This is a genomic window from Streptomyces coeruleorubidus, from assembly GCF_008705135.1.
GTDB lineage: Bacteria > Actinomycetota > Actinomycetes > Streptomycetales > Streptomycetaceae > Streptomyces > Streptomyces coeruleofuscus.
This window is the reverse complement of record NZ_CP023694.1, coordinates 857,429-874,575: the sequence shown is the minus strand read 5'-3', so window position 1 is coordinate 874,575 and position 17,147 is coordinate 857,429. Positions and strand designations below refer to the sequence as shown.

The 17,147-nt window shown below is 69.9% G+C and carries 15 protein-coding genes; 6 read left to right on the top strand and 9 right to left on the bottom strand.

The genetic code is table 11. From position 1 onward, the window contains the following. Positions 1–255 precede the first annotated feature (255 nt). The gene (locus CP976_RS04050) at positions 256–2,676 is read left to right on the top strand and encodes a SpoIIE family protein phosphatase (RefSeq protein WP_190147012.1); all 2,421 of its coding nucleotides are present in this window, start codon (positions 256–258) and stop codon (positions 2,674–2,676) included. A gap of 62 nt (positions 2,677–2,738) precedes the next feature. On the opposite strand, the gene CP976_RS04045 is transcribed toward CP976_RS04050, so the two are convergent. From CP976_RS04045 to CP976_RS04025, 5 genes are all read right to left on the bottom strand, one after another. Then, positions 2,739–4,355, bottom strand: a complete 1,617-nt coding sequence (locus CP976_RS04045; protein ID WP_150479051.1) for a sodium/solute symporter — start codon at positions 4,353–4,355, stop codon at positions 2,739–2,741. After that, the gene (locus CP976_RS04040) at positions 4,352–4,807 is read right to left on the bottom strand and encodes a DUF485 domain-containing protein (RefSeq protein ID WP_150479050.1); all 456 of its coding nucleotides are present in this window, start codon (positions 4,805–4,807) and stop codon (positions 4,352–4,354) included. The genes CP976_RS04045 and CP976_RS04040 overlap by 4 nt, the downstream gene beginning before the upstream one ends. 145 nt (positions 4,808–4,952) lie before the next feature. Beyond that, positions 4,953–5,285: a putative quinol monooxygenase gene (locus CP976_RS04035; RefSeq protein WP_150479049.1), complete on the bottom strand. Its 333-nt coding sequence runs from the start codon at positions 5,283–5,285 to the stop codon at positions 4,953–4,955. 129 nt (positions 5,286–5,414) lie between these two features. Continuing rightward, entirely contained in the window at positions 5,415–6,467 is a 1,053-nt protein-coding gene (locus CP976_RS04030) for an alcohol dehydrogenase catalytic domain-containing protein (protein ID WP_150479048.1), read from the bottom strand. Positions 6,468–6,492: 25 nt separating this feature from the next. Beyond that, entirely contained in the window at positions 6,493–7,500 is a 1,008-nt protein-coding gene (locus CP976_RS04025; RefSeq protein WP_190147011.1) for an NADP-dependent oxidoreductase, read from the bottom strand. Between the two features lie 363 nt (positions 7,501–7,863). On the opposite strand from CP976_RS04025, the gene CP976_RS04020 reads away from it, so the two are divergent. From CP976_RS04020 to CP976_RS04010, 3 genes are all read left to right on the top strand, one after another. Then, entirely contained in the window at positions 7,864–8,658 is a 795-nt protein-coding gene (locus CP976_RS04020) for an SCO4651 family lipoprotein (protein WP_150479047.1), read from the top strand. Between the two features lie 213 nt (positions 8,659–8,871). After that, complete coding sequence (locus CP976_RS04015) at positions 8,872–10,119, top strand: MFS transporter (RefSeq protein ID WP_150479046.1); 1,248 nt, start codon at positions 8,872–8,874, stop codon at positions 10,117–10,119. 150 nt (positions 10,120–10,269) lie between these two features. Continuing rightward, positions 10,270–11,085 carry an oxidoreductase gene (locus tag CP976_RS04010; RefSeq protein ID WP_150479045.1) on the top strand — a complete coding sequence of 272 codons (816 nt, stop codon included), beginning with the start codon at positions 10,270–10,272 and terminating at the stop codon, positions 11,083–11,085. Between the two features lie 36 nt (positions 11,086–11,121). Here CP976_RS04010 and CP976_RS04005 read toward each other — a convergent pair whose 3' ends face one another. Beyond that, positions 11,122–13,011, bottom strand: coding sequence for a propionyl-CoA synthetase (locus CP976_RS04005; RefSeq protein WP_150479044.1), 1,890 nt, complete (start codon positions 13,009–13,011; stop codon positions 11,122–11,124). 190 nt (positions 13,012–13,201) lie between these two features. On the opposite strand from CP976_RS04005, the gene CP976_RS04000 reads away from it, so the two are divergent. Further along, the gene (locus CP976_RS04000; RefSeq protein ID WP_150479043.1) at positions 13,202–14,212 is read left to right on the top strand and encodes an enoyl-CoA hydratase/isomerase family protein; all 1,011 of its coding nucleotides are present in this window, start codon (positions 13,202–13,204) and stop codon (positions 14,210–14,212) included. Between the two features lie 94 nt (positions 14,213–14,306). Here CP976_RS04000 and CP976_RS03995 read toward each other — a convergent pair whose 3' ends face one another. The 3 genes from CP976_RS03995 to CP976_RS03985 all read right to left on the bottom strand — a co-directional run bounded on the left by CP976_RS03995 (position 14,307) and on the right by CP976_RS03985 (position 16,468). Continuing rightward, on the bottom strand, positions 14,307–15,320 hold the full coding sequence (locus CP976_RS03995; RefSeq protein ID WP_150479042.1) for an NADP-dependent oxidoreductase: 1,014 nt from the start codon (positions 15,318–15,320) through the stop codon (positions 14,307–14,309). Between the two features lie 222 nt (positions 15,321–15,542). Then, positions 15,543–15,773 (bottom strand): hypothetical protein, encoded by a 231-nt coding sequence (locus CP976_RS03990; protein ID WP_150479041.1) that lies wholly within the window; start codon positions 15,771–15,773, stop codon positions 15,543–15,545. Positions 15,774–16,000: 227 nt separating this feature from the next. Next, a complete protein-coding gene (locus CP976_RS03985; RefSeq protein ID WP_150479040.1) occupies positions 16,001–16,468 on the bottom strand; it encodes a winged helix-turn-helix transcriptional regulator in 468 nt (155 codons plus the stop codon). Between the two features lie 105 nt (positions 16,469–16,573). Here CP976_RS03985 and CP976_RS03980 point away from each other — a divergent pair, with 105 nt between their 5' ends. After that, the gene (locus CP976_RS03980) at positions 16,574–17,074 is read left to right on the top strand and encodes a PaaI family thioesterase (protein WP_150479039.1); all 501 of its coding nucleotides are present in this window, start codon (positions 16,574–16,576) and stop codon (positions 17,072–17,074) included. The last annotated feature ends 73 nt before the right edge of the window (positions 17,075–17,147 follow it).

The following is a 17,147-nucleotide window of genomic DNA, read 5'->3' as shown; positions in this document are numbered from 1 at the left end:
TCCCGTAGCGGCTCGTCATGAGGGGCCACCAGGCCTGCCGTAACCCCTCATGCCCGCCACGCCGCGCCGCGCGCCGGACAAGGCGGCGGCCTTCGCCGGGTTTCAATAGGCTTACAGGGTCAGCAGACCGGCATGCATTCGGGAACACCGAGCCACCGCCACGGACGCCGTCATGCCGGTCACCGGCCGCGGTCAGGACCCGCGGCAGCACATCGGCGACCGAGTACACGGTGGTGTCCAGCGGTGGAGAAGCCGATGACGGAGCTCAGCGAAGGCCAGGACGATCCGTTCGCCCTGCACCTCGCCGCCTTGGTGGTGCTCGACGACCGGGGAACAGTGGTCGGGTGGAGCAGGCGGGCTCAGGAACTGCTCGGCCATCCGGACACAGCCGTGATCGGCCGTCCGGCGTACGAGGTCCTGGTCGATCCTCGTGACCTGCCGGCCGTCACCGAGGCCGCGGCGAAGTGCAGGAGAGCCGGTGGCTGGTTCGGCGTGCTCACACTGCGCCACCGCGACGGGCAGCTCGTGAAGCTGGGGCTCAGGGCCCATGAGCTGTCACGCGGTGGCCGGGGCCGTGAGTGGTTTCTCGCGGGGGCACTCGCGGGTGACGTCCTCGAATGGCAAAGGGACCGCGCGGTTCTCGACGGTCTGTACCGCCAGTGCCCGATCGGCTTGGTCATCCACGGCCCCGACCAGAGGATTCTCCGGGTCAATCGGGCCATCGAACGGTTCAGCGGCGTCCCGGCGGCGGACTTCCGGGGGCTGTCCACCGGCCGGTTGCTCCTCGCCGACGACGCGCGCAAGGCTGTGGACCGGGTACGCCAGGTGATGCAGACCGGAAGACCGCTGGTCTACTCCGAGCAGTTCGTCCGCCTGGAGCAGGATCCGGCACGAGAGCGGGTCGCGTTGGTCTCGTCCTTCCGGATGGAGGATCCCTCCGGCCGCGTCCTGGGTGTGGCCGAGATGATCGAGGACATCACCGATCGCCACCGGGCCCAGCGTCGGCTGGCGCTCCTCGACCAGGTGGGCAGCCGTATCGGAACCACGCTCGACGTGGCCGAGACCGCCCGGGAACTGGCCGAAGTGATGGTGCCCCACCTCGCCGACCATGCCTCGGTGGACCTGCTTCAGGCGGTGACGCGCGGTGAGGAACCGACGCGCGCTGTGGCAGGGCCCGTGGTCCGGTTGGGGACCTGCAGCGTCGGTGCCCAGCAACCCGGCCCGCCCCACCCCGAGGGCGAGCCCGTGCAATTCGGGCCCGACACACCGCAGGCCGGATGCCTGGCCGAGGGACGGCCCGTCCTGGAGCCGGTTCTCCCGCCCGACTGGGTCGCGGCGGCAGGCCGTCAGGGGGCCCAGGCTCCGGACCTGGGCGCCCACTCCCTGATCGTGGTACCCCTGGCCGCGCGTGGCCTGGTGCTCGGTGTGATGACCCTGTGGCGCTCCCGCCGCCCCGATGCCTTCGAGACGGACGATCTCACCCTCGCTCAGGAACTCGGCTCGCGCGCCGCCGTCGCCATCGACAACGCCCGGCGCTTCACCCAGCAGCAGCAGACCGCGTTCACCTTGCAGAGCAGCCTTCTGCCCCGGGCGGTTCCGGACCAGTCGGCCGTCGAGGTGGCCCTGCGGTACCTGCCGGCCAGCGCAGGCCCTGGCCTGGGCGGCGACTGGTTCGACGTCATTCCCCTGTCCGGGGCCCGGGTCGCCCTCGTCGTCGGCGACGTGGTGGGACGCGGCATCCACGCCGCCGCCACCATGGGCCGGCTGCGCACCGCCGTCCATACCCTCGCCAGTCTCGACCTGGAACCGGACGAGGTCCTCTCCCGCCTCGACGACCTGGTCAACCTGCTGGCGGTCGAACAGGAGGCAGTCGGCGAACGGCCCGTGGGTGAGCAGGTCGTCGGCGCCACGTGCCTGTACGCCGTGTACGACCCGGTCTCCGGACGCTGCTCCGTGGCCCGCGCCGGTCATCCGCCGCCGGTGGTGACCGCTCCGGACGGACAGGTGGCTCTGCTCGACCTTCCCGCCGGCCCACCGCTCGGCCTGGGCGGCCTGCCGTTCGAGGCCCGGGACATCGAACTGGCCGAGGGAAGCCTGCTGTGTCTGTACACCAACGGAATCATCGGCGAGCGCCACATCGATGCCGACGTCGGCCTGACGAAGCTGTGCGCAGCGCTCGCCCGCCCCGCGGGCGCGCTGGAGCGCACCTGCCAAGCCGTGGTCGACGCGCTTGTGCCCTCGCGCCCCAGCGACGACGTCGTCCTGCTGATCGCCCGCACCCGCGTGCTGCCACCGGACAGTGTCGCCTCCTGGCGTCTGCCGCCGGAGCCTGCCAGCGCCGGCCGGGCCAGGGCGCTGGCCTCGGCCAAGCTGAGCGAGTGGGGTCTGGAGCACCTGGCGTTCACCACCGAGTTGATCGCCAGCGAACTGGTCACCAACGTCTACCGCTACGCCGGCGGCCCCGCGACCCTACGGCTGATCCGTGAGCAGTGTCTGGTGTGCGAGGTCAGCGACACCAGCCACACCTCACCACACCTGCGCCGCGCCCGTACGACCGACGAGGGCGGGCGCGGCCTGTTCCTGGTGGCCCAGATGACCGAACGCTGGGGCACCCGCTACACCCGCGAGGGCAAGACCGTGTGGACCGAACAACCGCTGACCGGCACGCCCGTCTGACCGCATCGGGCCGCGGCCGGCGCGGAGGGCCGCCCGGAGTCGGCCCGCCCACGCCGCCGTGGTCATTGGGCCGCGGCGAGAAGCCGTGCCTCGCTCTCCTCGTACAGGCGCCGCTGCTCACGGCTGTCGGCGGCACGGCGACGGTGGTCCAGAAGGCTGCCCAGCCAGCCCGAGAGATAGCCGAACGGGATGGAAACCAGCCCGGTGGACTGCATGGGGAACAGATCGAAGTCGGCATGCGGGAAGACGGCGGACGGCGTGCCCGAAACGGCCTTGGAGAAGACCATGAGCAGCAACGCGCACGCCGCGCCGCCGTAGAGGGTGGCGAGCAGGCCGGTGCGCGTGAACCCTCGCCAGAACAGGGAGTAGGTGAGCGCGGGTGCCACCGCCGACGCCCCTATGCAGATGGCCGCAGTGGTCAGCACCCCGACGTCCCAGTTCTGCACCATGGTGGCGAGCCCGATGGCGACGATCCCCACGGCCACGCTCGTCCACGCCGCCACCGTCATCTCGGTACGGGGCTCGGCCTGTCCCCGCCGCACCGCATGGGCGAACAGGTCGTGGGCGAGTGACGAAGCCGCGGCCAGGGTCATCCCCGCGACCGACGACAGCAGGGTGATGAACACCATGCCTGCCACGGCCGAGTACAGGGTCGTCGCGCCTGCCGAGCCGGGGGGCCCGCCGAGCATCTGGGACAGCATGAGCACCGATGTTCTGCCGTGCGGGTCGGCCGCGGTGATGTACTGCGATCCCACCAGGGCCGCCGCGCCCGTACCCATGATGATCACGAGCAGGCAGAACGCGGTGACCGTGCCGACCGCCCATGACATGGAGCGGCGCACGGCCGGTACGTCCTGCGCGGAGTACAGGCGCATCGTGATGTGCGGCAGGCAGGCCACGCCGAGGATGACGGTGATCTGGAGACTGACGAAGTCCAGCCGGCCACCGGTGGACGTGCCGAGTTGCAGACCCTGCTGAAGGTAGGCGGGGCCCGCGCCGCTGCCGTGCTGGGCTGCCCTGAGGATGTCGCCGGGGCTCCAGTCGAAGCGGTTGAGCACGAGAGCGGCGACGACGATGCTGGTGCCGAGCAGGAGCACGATCTTGATCATCTGAATGAGCGCGGTGCCCCGCATACCGCCGATCGCCGCGTAGATGATCATCAGAGTGCCGACGATGACGATGCACGCCGTCCTGGCGCCCGCAGCGTACGGAATGTCGAGGATGAAGGTGAGCAGCGACCCGGCTCCGGAGAGCTGGACGACCAGGAAGGGCAGGGTCGCCGAGAGTGTCACCACGCAGGCCGCGATACGCACGGCCCGTCCGGACATGTTGCGGGCCAGGACGTCGCCCATGGTGAACCTGCCGGCGTTGCGCAGGGGCTCGGCCAGCAGGAACATCAGCAGCACCAGGGACAGGGCGGTGCTGACCGCGAGGACGTAGCCGTCGTATCCGGAGAGCGCGATGATCCCGGTGGTGCTCAGCACCGTGGCGGCGGAGATGTAGTCGCCCGCGATCGCCAGGCCGTTCTTGAGCGGGGTGAGCGACAGGTAGCCGGTGTAGAAGTTCGCCAGGTCGTCGCGGTCCGGCCCCGCCATGACGCACATCAGCAGTGTGACGGTGACCAGCGTGGTGAACAGAACCAGGACGAGGGCCTGGGTCCCGGAGCTGAAGTCGTTCATCTCGCCATCCCCGCGTTCCGGCCGGCGGGGACCGTCCGCTCCCTGACGGCGCGGGCCAGAGGATCCACCGAGCGTTGTGCACTGCGTCCGTACCAGAAGACCGCCGCGAAGGTGACGACGAGCTGGAGGATGCCCAAGGCCATGCCCAGGCTCAGCTCCCCGGTGACCCTGGATCCCATCAGACCGGGCGCGTAGCAGGACAGCACGACGTACACCACGAAGGAGCCGAGTGCGGTGAGCGTGGAGATCCGGCGGAGCAGGCGGTAGGCCGAGCGGAGGGCGGCGAGGTCGGCGTCGTCTCGATGAGTCTCGTGCGCGTAGGGGGCGTCCCAAGGGGCGTTCCATGGGGCTTGCCGCCCGTACGAGTCGTATCGCGGGGCGTCGTGCCCGTACGACTCCGGCCATCCCGTGGGTGCTGAGGGTGGGTAACGGTGCTCGTCTGCGTATGTCATCGCCTGGCCTTCCACTACGGCACGGATGCGTGCGGTGAACGGGAAAGGATGCTTCAGGCGGCGCACCATACCGACTGGTTGGAATGCCCGTAAGCCTGCCGTAGGTCACATTTCGACGTTGAGCCGGCCGCAGTCGGAGACCGTCCTACCCCTGCTCGTGAACCGCCATCTCGCCCAGGAGCGACCAGTCGTCCTGCGGAACGTTCGCGTTCACGATGCGGGGGGTCTCGACCAGATGGGGCGGCAGGGTCTGCTGCGCGGCCCTGAAGTGCGCCGACTGCACGTGAGAGGCGCCTGCTTCGTCATCGCGGAAGGCCTCGACCAGGACGTACTCCGTGGGGTCCGTCAGGCTTCGCGACCAGTCGAACCAGAGGCAGCCGGGCTCTCGGCGCGTGGCTTCGGTGAAGTCGGCGGTGATCTCCGGCCACCGGTCGGCATGCTCGGGACGGACTCGGAACTTGGCGGTGATGAAGATCATCGGCCTTCCTGTCTCCTCGTGATGCGTGGTGACAAGACCGTACGACGTCAGCCGCGCACGGGCAGTTCACGCGGGCCGGGAAGTGCCCTGTATGAGAGGGAAGCCATGTCTTCCCTCTCATGAACAGGGTCAGCGGGTGGGATCGAGGAGGATCTTGCGCACGCCGTCGGAGCGGTCCGCGAACAGTTCGTACGCCGCCGGACCTTCGGAGAGGGCGTAGCGGTGGGAGACGACCACCTCCGGATTGATCCGGCCGGCACGGGTGAGGGCGATCAGGGGAGGGAGTTCGTAGTGCACCGAGCACAGCCCGATGGCGAACTCCAGTTCCTTGACCTGCGCCAGCCCCATGTGGAATGGGAACGCCTTGTTCTGGCTGACCCCGATGACACTGACCCGGCCGGCTTGCCGGACGGCCTTGAGGGCGAGCTCGATCGTGGCGTCCGAGCCCACGGCCTCCACCACGGCATCCGGCCCGCGTCCGCCCGTCATGTCCCGAATGGCCGTCCGCGCGTCCTCGCCCTCGACCGGTTCGACACCCAGGGTGGCGGCGAAAGCGCGGCGTTCCGCGACCAGGTCCGCACCCAGCACCCGTGCGGCGCCCATGGCGAAGGCGCCCTGGGCGGCCATGAGGCCGACCGGGCCGAGGCCGACGACCAGGACCGTCTCACCGGGCTGGATACGGGCACGGCGGCAGCCGTACCAGGCCGTGGGGGCGTTGTCCGTCAGGACGACCGCGGCTTCGTCGGAGATGTCCTCGGGCAGGTGCACCAGATTGACATCGGCGTACGGCACCGCGAGGGCCTGGGCCTGGCTGCCCTGGAGCTGCGGGCTCACCCCGTAGCAGAGTTCCGTGCTGGACTTGGCGCGCTCGCACCGGGCGGTGAATCCGGCCGCGCACGACCGGCACTCGGCACAGCCGACCGAGGCGGGCACCAGGACCCGGTCGCCGGGCTTGAACCGGGTGACCTGGTCGCCGATGTCGGCCACCACACCGACGCACTCGTGTCCCGGTGTGTAACCCAGCTCCGGGCTGAACGGGTTGCCGTGGTAGATGTGCAGGTCGCTGCCGCAGATGCCGGCCGTGGTGACCTGGACGACCGCATCGGTGGGGTTGGTGACGGCAGGCTCGGGGACGTCCCCGTAGCGGATGTCGTGACGTCCGTGGTAGCTCAGTGCTTTCACCGGAATCCTCCCTCCCTCTGCCCGGTCAGTCCGCGATCTTCAGCACCAGCTTGCCGTGGTTCTCACCACGGAAGAGCCGCATCAGGGTTTCGGGGAACGCCGCCACGCCGCCGGACACCACGTCCTCCAGGGACTTCAGCCGGCCCTCTGCCCGCCATGCGGCCAGTTGAGCGACGCCTTCGGCGTACCGGTCGGCGTAGTCGAACACCACCATGCCCGTCATGGAGGCGCGGTTCACCAGCAGCGACAGGTAGTTGCCTGGGCCCTGCGGCGTCGTGCTGTTGTACTGGGAGATCGCGCCGCACACGACGATGCGGGCACCGCGCGCCAGCCGCAGCAGCACGGCGTCCAGCACGTCACCGCCGACGTTGTCGAAGTACACGTCGACGCCGCCGGGGGCATGTACCCCCAGGGCCTTGCGGACGTCTTCCTTCTGGTAGTCGATCGCGGCGTCGAAGCCGAACTCGTCGACCACCAGCCGGCACTTGGCCTCGCCACCGGCGATGCCGATGACCCGGCAGCCCAGGATCTTGGCGATCTGCCCGACGACACTGCCGACCGCCCCCGCCGCTCCGGAGACGACGACGGTCTGACCGGGCCCGGGACGCCCGATGTCGATCAGGCCGAAGTAGGCCGTCAGGCCCGACATGCCGAGAGCACCGAGATAGGTCGGCAACGGGGCGGCCTCCGGGTCGACCTTGGTCACGTCGCGGCCGTCCGACACGCAGTACTCCTGCACGCCGAACGAGCCCGACACATGGTCACCGACCGCGAACCCGGAATGCCGGGAGGCGATCACCCTTCCCACCGCGCCGGCGCGCATCACCTCGCCGATCTCCACCGGACGGATGTAGGACCGGCCCGCGTTCATCCAGCCGCGCATCGCCGGGTCGATCGACAGGCAGAGCACCTGCACCAGGAATTCCCCGTCGCCGGGCTCTCCGGCCGGCTCCTCGACGTGCTCCCAGTCGGTGGGCCGCGGCTCGCCCACGGGACGTGCGGCCAGACGCACCTGGTGGTTGATTCTGCTCATCTCCGGCGGCTCCTTCGACGGTCGCGTGGGATCGGCGGTCAGCGTGGCCGTGCGGGCCGCCGTGATCGCGTACCGACACCTCCACCTGACATACCGGCCAGTCGGTACGAGCGGTGAGCGTACGGTGCTGTCCCGCCGGAGGCAAGAGGGGCCCGGTACGGCGTCGGCGCAGGCGCGCGGCCCCTGCCCGTTCGCCGGCTCCGCGGGTCGGGCGTTCCGGTCGGTGAACTCGTGCTTGGGGTGTGGCAGTGGACGGCGTGTCGGTGGGTCCGTCACCCCCGGGCCCCGCCATCGGTTTCATGCGAAGATCTACAGGCCCTGTCGGGCTCCACCCTGCCGCAGTAACGATTCCTCGGAGAGTCCATGCGCCGCGCCCACCTCCTCTCCGCTGCTGTCCTCCTGCTCTGCACCGCCTGTTCCGGCGGTCCGGGCCATGATTCGGGGGAGAGTGCGGAGAAGGCCGTGGATCACGGGGCGGCCGTGCGCGCAGCGATCGAGAGGACGAGCGCGGACAGCGCCCGCGTGGACGAGAAGATCGAGTTGCGGTCCGCCGACAGTCCCACGACGTACGTGTTCGCGATCGCCGGCGCCTTCGACCTGGCGGGTGACAGGGGCCGGCTGACGGTGGAGCTCAAGGACAGTGGCATGGAACCCGTCGAGGAGGTCTTCGTCGGCGACACCGTTTATGTGCGGGGCTCGCGGGCGGTGGGCGAGGGCAAGTGGGCCTCGGCCGTCCGGAGCGAGGCCCTGACCCGCTACTTCCTGCGGGCGCCGCTGAACGACCCCGAGCACATGCTCCGTCAGATGAAGGCGATGCGGCAGGTGTCGAACGAGGGCGAGGAGCAGGTGAACGGCGCCCCTGCGGTGCATTACCGGGGCACGATCGACCACGCCACCGCGACGCTCCGGATGACAACGGAGACGAAACAGGGGCTGGCCGACCTGCGCGAGAAGCTGGGGGACGACATGCCCGTCTTCGCGGACGTGTGGGTCGACGGGACAGGGCGCGCCGTCCAGGCCCGGCTGTCCTACTTCGGCGGTTTGAAGGCCGTGACGACGCTGACGCTGTCGGACTTCGGGACGCCGGTGAAGGCCGAGGCGCCGCCGGCCCAGCAGGTCGTCCCCGTGACGGCGGGTGAGGATGTCCTGCTGGCCTGAGCGGGTGCGAACCCGGCGCGGGCAGTCGAACGAAACAGCGCGCTCCGACAGTCGGACGTTTGCGGCGTGTTGGGCGTTTCCTTCAAAGTCCACGCCGGAATACGGTTGGCCGACCGGGAGAGGCGGCCGGGCTTGTGGCAGCGGCACACCTGGCCCGGTGCCCGTCCTTTAACCCGTTGACGGGCGCGCCGCCCGGCCCCAACGATCAGGCGCATGTCTGCCGCCCTGGCGCCCCTGCGCCACCGCCCGTTCCGTCACCTCTTCATCGGTACGACGGCCAACCTGCTCGGCAACGGGGTGGCGCCGATCGCCCTGGCCTTCGCCGTGCTCGACGCCACGGGCTCGGTCGGCTCGCTCGGGTTGGTGGTCGGCGCCCACTCCGTCACCAGCATCCTGTTCCTGCTGTTCGGCGGGGTGTTGGCGGACCGGTTGCCGCGCGGCCCGCTGCTGGTCGGCAGCAGCGTGGTCAGCGCCGCGAGCCAGGCGGTGGTCGCCGCCCTGGTCCTCACCCACAGCGCCGCCATCCCCCTGCTCATGGTGCTCGCCGCGGTCAACGGGGCGTCAAGTTCCTGCTACCAGCCCGCCGCCCAGGCCCTGCTGCCCCAGGCCGTGCCGGCCGAGTCCCGCCGCGCCGCCCTCGCGCTCTCCCGGATCGCGGGCAGCAGCGCTTCGATCGTGGGCGCCTCGCTGGGCGGCGTACTGGTCGCCGCGGTCGGCCCCGGCTGGGGCCTGGCCGTCGACGCGCTCAGCTTCGCGCTCGCCGCCGCGTCCTTCGCGCTGGTCCGCGTCCAGGTCGCACCGCCCGCGCCCAGCCCCGGCCTGGTGCATGAACTGCGCGTCGGCTGGCAGGAGTTCACCTCCCGCAGTTGGGTGTGGGTGATCGTGGTGGCCTTCTGCTTCCTCAACGCCGGCGTCACCGCCTCGTTCACCGTCCTCGGCCCGGCCGTCGCCGACACGACCGGGATCGGCCGCAGCGGCTGGGGCCTGGCCCTCGCCGCGGGCTCGCTCGGCGCGGTCGCCGGCGGCTTACTGTCCCTGAGATGGCGGCCCCGGCGCGCGATCCTGGTCGGCTGCGCGCTGATGGGCCTGACGGCGATGACCCCGCTGCTGCTCGCGCTCGCCCCGTACACCTGGGTGCTGGTCGTGGCCAACTTCGTGGCGGGCGTGGGCGTCGAGCAGGCCGGCGTCGCCTGGTACTCGACCCTCAACGAGCAGATCCCCGAGGACCGCCTGGCCCGCGTCTACGCCTACGACGACCTCGGCTCCTACCTCGCGCTCCCGTTCGCCCAGTTCGCCGCCGGACCGGCCGTACTCCTCCTCGGCCTCCATGCCACCCTCTACGCGGCGGCCGCGCTCATCCTCCTCGCCACCCTCGCCATGGTCGCCACCCCCTCCATCCGCGCGCTGGTCCCGAAGACCGTGGAACCGCTGCCCGCCTCCGAAGATCCGGTGCCTCGCTGAGCTCGACTCGGACGCGTGGACACCACAGTCAATGGTGGTGTCGATCGCCGGCCGCCACCGCCACTTGCCATCGAGGGGCTACCGCCGTATGGTCGTACGAACATAAGGCGTACGATCATAATTCAAAACTCGAAACCAAGGGAACTCGTGATGGCGACAACTCGGCCGGTGGCGCTCGTGACAGGTGCCTCATCGGGGATCGGCAAGGAAACGGCCCGCGCCCTCGTCGCGGCGGGTTTCGACGTGATCGGAACCGGCCGCAAGACCTCCGGACTCACCCCGCCCGCCGGTGTGACGTACCTCGACCTCGACGTGGCCAGTGACGACTCGGCCACCGCCGCGGTCGCAGACGTGATCACCCGGTTCGGGCGCATCGACGTCCTGGTCAACAACGCGGGCGTCGGCTTGGCGGGTGCCGTCGAGGAGAACTCCGTCACCCAGGCCCAGAACATCCTGAACATCAACGTCCTGGGTGTCATCCGTATGACGAAGGCCGTCCTGCCGCACATGCGCGCCCAGGGCGGCGGACGCGTCATCAACATCTCGTCCGTCCTGGGGGTCGCCCCCCAGCCCTTCATGGCCCTCTACGTCGCGTCGAAGCACGCCGTCGAGGGCTACTCCGAGTCGCTGGACCACGAGGTCCGCGAGCACGGTGTCCGGGTCCTGCTCGTCCAGCCCGCCTACACCAAGACCAGCTTCGACACCAATGCCGCGCAGCCCGACACCCCGCTGCCCCTGTACGCGGAGCGGCGGCGCGTCTTCGACGAGGTGATGGCGGAAGCGATGGAGGCAGGCGACGACCCCGCCGTCGTCGCCGAAGTGATCGCCGCCGCGGCCACCGACAAGAAGCCGAAGCTGCGCTACACCGCCGGTCCGCTGGCCTCACGCGTCACCACGGCACGCCGCCTCGTCCCCGCCGGAGTGTTCGACAAGCAGATCCGCAAGAACAACCGCATGGCCGGCTGACCTGGCCCGCCGCCGGGCCAGGGCGCTGTCAGCCGTTCACGGGGTGTGACCGGTGCGGCGGAGGACAGGGCGCAGGACCTCGATGACGTCCGGGTCGTCCACCGTGGACGGGATGGGTTCGTCGCGGCCGTCGGCGATGCCGCGCATGGTCTTTCGGAGGATCTTGCCCGAGCGGGTCTTGGGCAGGGCGGCCACGACCGTGACGTCCTTGAGGGAGGCGACGGCGCCGATGCGCTGGCGTACGAGCCGGACGAGTTCGGCCTCGGCCTCGCCCGGTTCACGGTTGCTGCCGGCTTTCAGGACGACGAAGCCGCGCGGGATCTGGCCCTTGAGTTCGTCGGCGACACCGATGACGGCGCATTCGGCGACGTCCGGGTGGGCGGCCAGGGCTTCTTCCATGCTGCCGGTGGACAGCCGGTGTCCGGCGACGTTGATGACGTCGTCGGTGCGGCCCATGACGAAGACGTAGCCGTCGTCGTCGATGTGGCCGCTGTCGCCGGTGAGGTAGTAGCCGTCGTAGGCGGAGAGGTAGGAGGCGACGTAGCGGTCGTCGTCGTTCCAGAGCGTGGGGAGTGCGCCGGGCGGCAGGGGGAGTTTTACGACGATCGCGCCGTCGGTGCCCGCGAGCGCCGGCTCGCCCGAAGGGTCGAGGACCCGCACGTCCCAGCCCGGCAGCGGGCGGGTCGGGGAGCCGGGCTTGACAGGAGCGGCTTCGATACCGACCGGGTTGGCGACGATGGGCCAGCCGGTCTCGGTCTGCCACCAGTGGTCGATCACCGGGACGCCCAGGAGGGCGCTCGCCCAGTGGTAGGTCTCGGGGTCCAGGCGCTCACCGGCGAGGAAGAGATAGCGCAGGTGGGAGAGGTCGTAGCTCGCGGTGAGCGCGCCCTTCGGGTCCTCCTTGCGGATGGCCCGGAAGGCGGTGGGTGCCGTGAACATGGTCTTGACCCGGTACTCGGCGGCGACGCGCCAGAACTGCCCCGCGTCCGGGGTGCCGACCGGCTTGCCCTCGTACAGGACCGTCGTCGCGCCGGCCAGCAGGGGCGCGTAGACGATGTAGGAGTGCCCGACGACCCAGCCGACGTCGGAGCCGGTGAACATCGTCTCGCCCGGGCCCACGTCGTACACGGCGCCCATCGACCAGTGCAGGGCGACTGCGTAACCGCCGCAGTCACGCACGACTCCCTTGGGCTTTCCGGTCGTTCCGGACGTGTAGAGGATGTACAGGGGATCGGTGGCGGCGACGGGAACGCAGTCGGCAGACGGCGCGGCGGCGACCAGGTCGGCCCAGTCGAGATCATCCGGCCCCAACTCGGCCTGCTCCTGCGGGCGTTGCAGGATCACCCGCTTCTGCGGCTTGTGGACGGCGAGTTCGATGGCCCGGTCCAGCAGCGGCTTGTACGGGATGACCCGCTTGCCCTCGATGCCGCAGGAGGCGGAGACGACCACCTTGGGAGCGGCGTCGTCGATGCGGAGGGCGAGCTCGCGCGGGGCGAACCCGCCGAAGACGACCGAGTGGACCGCGCCGATCCGTGCGCAGGCCAGCATCGCGACGGCGGCCTCGGGGACCATCGGCATATAGATGACCACCCGGTCGCCGTGTCCCACGCCGAGCTGTGCGAGCGCTCCGGCGAAGGCCGCCACCTCGTTCCTCAGCTGCGCGTAGGTGTAGGTGCGGCGGGTGTCGGTCACGGGGGAGTCGTAGACGAGCGCGGGCTGTTCGCCTCGGCCGGCTTCGACGTGCCGGTCGAGCGCGTTGAAACAGACGTTGAGCCGTCCGTCGGGAAACCAGCGGTAGAACGGTGCGCCGGAGGAGTCGAGGGCGTGCTGGGGAGTGACATCCCAGTCGAGGGCCTCTGCCGCCTTCAGCCAGAAGCTCTCCGGGTCCTCGGTACTGGCGCGGAAGACATCCTCGTACGTTCCCATCGCGCACTCCTTTTGTGGCATCGAGGGACGGTGGTGGGGCTGCGTGCGGAACGGTGCCGGACACAACTACCGTATGCCGACCCTGGCCGCCGGTAGGCTCGTGGAGGCGCTCCGAGCCCTGTGCGAGGATCCTGAGGTGCCAACCTGATGGCCAGGACTGCAGGCCCGTGCGGAGACGAGATGACGACCGTTGACTGATACCGCTGCCGTCGAAATTCTCGCCGACGTCCACCGGGGCGTCGGCCGCATCCTTTTGAACCGGCCCAAGGCGCTCAACGCCCTGACGACAGGCATGGTCGTCGCTATCGACCGGGTGCTCGTCGAGTGGGAGCGCCTACCGCTGTCCGCTGTGGTGCTCGCCAGCACCAGCACGAAGGCGTTCTGCGCGGGCGGGGACATCCGCACGATCCGCGAGCACAGCCTCGCCGGGGACGCCGAGGCCAGTGAGCGGTTCTTCGCGTCGGAGTACCGGCTCAACGCCCGGATCGCCGAGTATCCCGTCCCGGTCGTGTCGCTCATCGACGGCCTGTGCATGGGCGGCGGTCTCGGTCTGTCCGTCCACGGCAGCTTCCGGGTCGTCACCGAGGGCGCGGTGCTGGCGATGCCCGAGACCGGCATCGGGTTCTTCCCGGACGTCGGGGCCAGCTACTTTCTGCCGCGGTTGCCCGGCGCGATCGGCATGTACTTCGGGCTGACCGGGCACCGGCTCGACGCCGCCGACGCCCTGTACACGGGGCTGGCCACACACTTCGTCCCCGCGGACGGGCTCGACGCGGTCGGGGATGCCCTGGCCGAGAACCCCGGTGACCCGGTGGACGCGGTTCTGAACCGCCTCGCCGGCCGTTCCCCGGTGGCGGGCAGCAGGCTGGCGGACGTGCGCGGGGACGTGGACTGGGCGTTCGGCGCGCCGACCCTCGGCGAGATCGAGAAACGCCTGCGCCACCTCGACACCCCCTGGGCGGCAGAGGCGTTGGTCGCCCTGGAGTCCGCCTCGCCGCACAGCCTGGAGATCACTCACGCCCTGCTGGCCCGGGGCAGGCAGCGCACGTTGCGCGAGTGCCTCAGCGCCGAACTCGCCCTCACGCGCACGACCATCCGCACTCCGGACTTCCTGGAGGGCGTCCGTGCGGCCCTGGTCGACAAGGACCGCAGTCCCGACTGGCAAGGTGCGTCGCTCGGCGGACGGACGTCGCCGTCCTGAGCGTGTCCGCCGTGAGCGTCGAGAGCCGCGAGCCGTCGGTGCGTCTCGCCCGACCCGGCCGTGCCGGACGGAGGGTCGGTGGCCGGGGACGGTCTCAGTCGTTGTCGGGCACCATCGAGACCACGACCTTGCCGGCCTTGGTGTGGCCCTGCTCGACGTGTGCCATCGCCTCCAGCGTCTGGTCGAACGGGAAGGTGCTGTCGATGACCGGGCGGAGCTTCCCGCTGTCGTAGAGGGCGCCGAGTTCGCGCAACTGGGAGCCGTTGGCCCGCATGAAGAGGAACTCGTAGCGCACGCCAAGCGCCTTGGCCTGCTTGCGGATCTTGCGACTGAGCCTTTTCATGATCAAGCCCATGAATGACGGGGCGCCGAGCTGCTTGGCGAAGCCGGCGTCCGGCGGGCCGACGACACTGATGGCCAGGCCGCCGGGCTTCAGCACGGTCAGCGACTTCTCGAGGTTCGCTCCGCCTAGGGAGTCCAGCACCAGGTCGTAGCCGGACAGCACCTTCGAGAAGTCTTCCTTGGTGTAGTCGACGACGACGTCGGCGCCGAGGCTCCTGACCAGCTGCTCGGTCTTGCTGTTCGTGGTCGTCGCCACTGTGGCGCCGAGGTGCTTGGCGAGCTGGACGACTGTCGAGCCGAGGCCACCGGCACCGGCGTGGATGAGCACCTTGTGACCCGGCCGCACGTGGGCACGGTCGACGAGAATCTGCCAGGCGGCCAGGGCCACCAGCGGCACGGCGGCTGCCTCTTCGAGGCTGAGAGAGGCCGGCTTGGGCGCGACATCGTCCATGTCGATCGCGATGAACTCCGCGAAGCCTCCGATCCGCAAGTCGCGCGGACGGGCGTAGACCTCGTCGCCGACGTTGAAGCCGCGTACGGCGGAGCCGACCCGCGTCACGACGCCGGCCACGTCGTGCCCGAGTACGAACGGAAGCTTGTACTTCAGGAGCTGCTTGAACTCCCCGTTGCGGACCATTTTGTCCAGCGGGTTGATGCTGGCGGCGCTCACTTTGACCAGGACGTCCCGGTCTCCGACCGTGGGCTCGGGCACCTCAGCGGCGCGGGCGCCGTCCTTGCCGTACTTCTCGACGACGAATGCCTTCATGCCGGCCGCCTTTCCGTGTGGGTGTTCCAGTGGTCGATCTGATTCTTCGCGCAGGTCCCCCTGCGCGCCCGTTTCTCGCGTGCGGCCGGGTTGATGTGATGGTCGCGACGCTACATTCTGAGTATAGAAAAGTAAACCCAGGTGGGCATGCCGTGCGGGCGGAAGGCATCGCGAGTGTCCCCGGCCCTGCATTCCGGACGAGGATGGGCGGGGGAACTGGGTTCAGGATTCCGGTCGATCCGCGTGTGGCTCAGTCAGGGCTTTGTGGGTCGACTCCAGGATCTTCTCCGACAGTTCTGTGTCCGCCGTGGCCCGGGCAAGCAGGATCGCGCCGACCAGAGTGGCCACCAGGGGAAGGCCGTCATGGGTGTCGGTGGACAGCCACGAGGCGAATTCCTCGACCCCGGCTGCGTACGTTTCGCGCACCTCCTCGGGTGTGGGCTCGCGAGCCACGTCCCCTGCGAATCCCGCGGTGGGGCAACCGGTGCCGGGCTGGTCACGGTGCTCGGCCGACAGGTAGAAGTCGATGAGGGCGCCGCGCGCGGTGTCGTGATCGCTGTGGGCCAGCTACGCGCGCACACGCCGCGCGAGGGTCAAGCTCGCCGACTGTCGGGTCGCCCACCGCAAGTGGCCGAGCTCGCCGACTCTCGGGTCGCAGTCCGGGAGAGGAGTCTCGCGGCTCACGACCGGACGCGGGCGCCTGTTCCCAGCCGGGCGGTGACTTCACGGGGAGTGAGGGGTGAGTGCTCGGCGGAGCACTCGACGACGACGCGGACCGGGGCGTCGCACTCGGTGTGACGGACGTCCAGTGCAGGACCCTCGGAGCCGAGGGCGTATGCCTCGCCCCACTGGCTCAGCGCCATAAGGACGGGCCAGAGGTCCCAGCCTTTACGGGTCAGGCGGTATTCGTTGCGGGAGCGGCTGCCGGGCTCGCGGTAGGGGACGGTCTTCAGGATGCCGGCCGAGGTCAGCTTGCGGAGGCGGTCACTGAGGACGGCTTCCGACAGGCCGATGTGGCGGTGGAAGTCGTCGAAGCGGCGCACGCCGTTGACGGCGTCCCGCAGGATCAGCAGCGTCCACTTCTCCCCGATCACGTCGAGCGTGCGCTGGACGGGGCAGTTGTCCGTGCTCGCCTCAAGCCACTCCATCCCGCCATCGTAAGGGAGCTGCCTTCACCATTGACAGTCAGGCGAGCAAAAGCCTAGCTTCACCTGGAAAAGTCAGGTGACAGTCAGAGGGAAGGGCGCTGGACCGTGGGGCGAACGCGTACGTATCACTGGGACGATCCCGCGATCTCGGCGGAGGCCGCCGGGCGCATGGCAGGCATCGACTTCCTGCGCGAGGTGCAGGCGGGGCGGCTGCCGAGGGCACCGATCAGCCACACCGTCGACTTCGCCCTGGACGAGGTGGAGCCCGGCAGGGCGGTCTTCTCCCTGATACCGGGCGAGGAGCACTACAACCCGATCGGCAGCGTCCACGGCGGCGTCTTCGCCACTCTGCTCGACTCGGCGGCGGGCTGCGCCGTCCAGTCGACTCTCCCGCAGGGCGTGGCGTACACCTCGCTCGATCTGACCGTGAAGTTCCTCCGGCCGATCACCGTGGACACGGGCCCGGTGCGCGCCATCGGCACGGTCGTCAACAAGGGCCGCCAAACCGCTCTCGCCCAGGCCCAGTTGGTCGACGCGAAGGACCGTCTCCTCGCGCATGCCACCAGCAGCTGCATGCTCTTCCCGGTGCCCGGCACTCGGGTGTGACTCGGCAGGCATGTCCCCGGGTCCGTAGGAACAGCTGGAACAACAGGGACCTGAGCGGGGGAGCGGTCTGCCC

Coding starts and splice junctions, on each gene's coding strand:
- CP976_RS04050 (WP_190147012.1), top strand. CDS start 256: ATGACGGAGCTCAGCGAAGGCCAGGACGATCCGTTCGCCCTGCACCTC.
- CP976_RS04045 (WP_150479051.1), bottom strand. CDS start 4,355: ATGAACGACTTCAGCTCCGGGACCCAGGCCCTCGTCCTGGTTCTGTTC.
- CP976_RS04040 (WP_150479050.1), bottom strand. CDS start 4,807: ATGACATACGCAGACGAGCACCGTTACCCACCCTCAGCACCCACGGGA.
- CP976_RS04035 (WP_150479049.1), bottom strand. CDS start 5,285: ATGATCTTCATCACCGCCAAGTTCCGAGTCCGTCCCGAGCATGCCGAC.
- CP976_RS04025 (WP_190147011.1), bottom strand. CDS start 7,500: ATGAGCAGAATCAACCACCAGGTGCGTCTGGCCGCACGTCCCGTGGGC.
- CP976_RS04020 (WP_150479047.1), top strand. CDS start 7,864: ATGCGCCGCGCCCACCTCCTCTCCGCTGCTGTCCTCCTGCTCTGCACC.
- CP976_RS04015 (WP_150479046.1), top strand. CDS start 8,872: ATGTCTGCCGCCCTGGCGCCCCTGCGCCACCGCCCGTTCCGTCACCTC.
- CP976_RS04010 (WP_150479045.1), top strand. CDS start 10,270: ATGGCGACAACTCGGCCGGTGGCGCTCGTGACAGGTGCCTCATCGGGG.
- CP976_RS04005 (WP_150479044.1), bottom strand. CDS start 13,011: ATGGGAACGTACGAGGATGTCTTCCGCGCCAGTACCGAGGACCCGGAG.
- CP976_RS03995 (WP_150479042.1), bottom strand. CDS start 15,320: ATGAAGGCATTCGTCGTCGAGAAGTACGGCAAGGACGGCGCCCGCGCC.
- CP976_RS03985 (WP_150479040.1), bottom strand. CDS start 16,468: ATGGAGTGGCTTGAGGCGAGCACGGACAACTGCCCCGTCCAGCGCACG.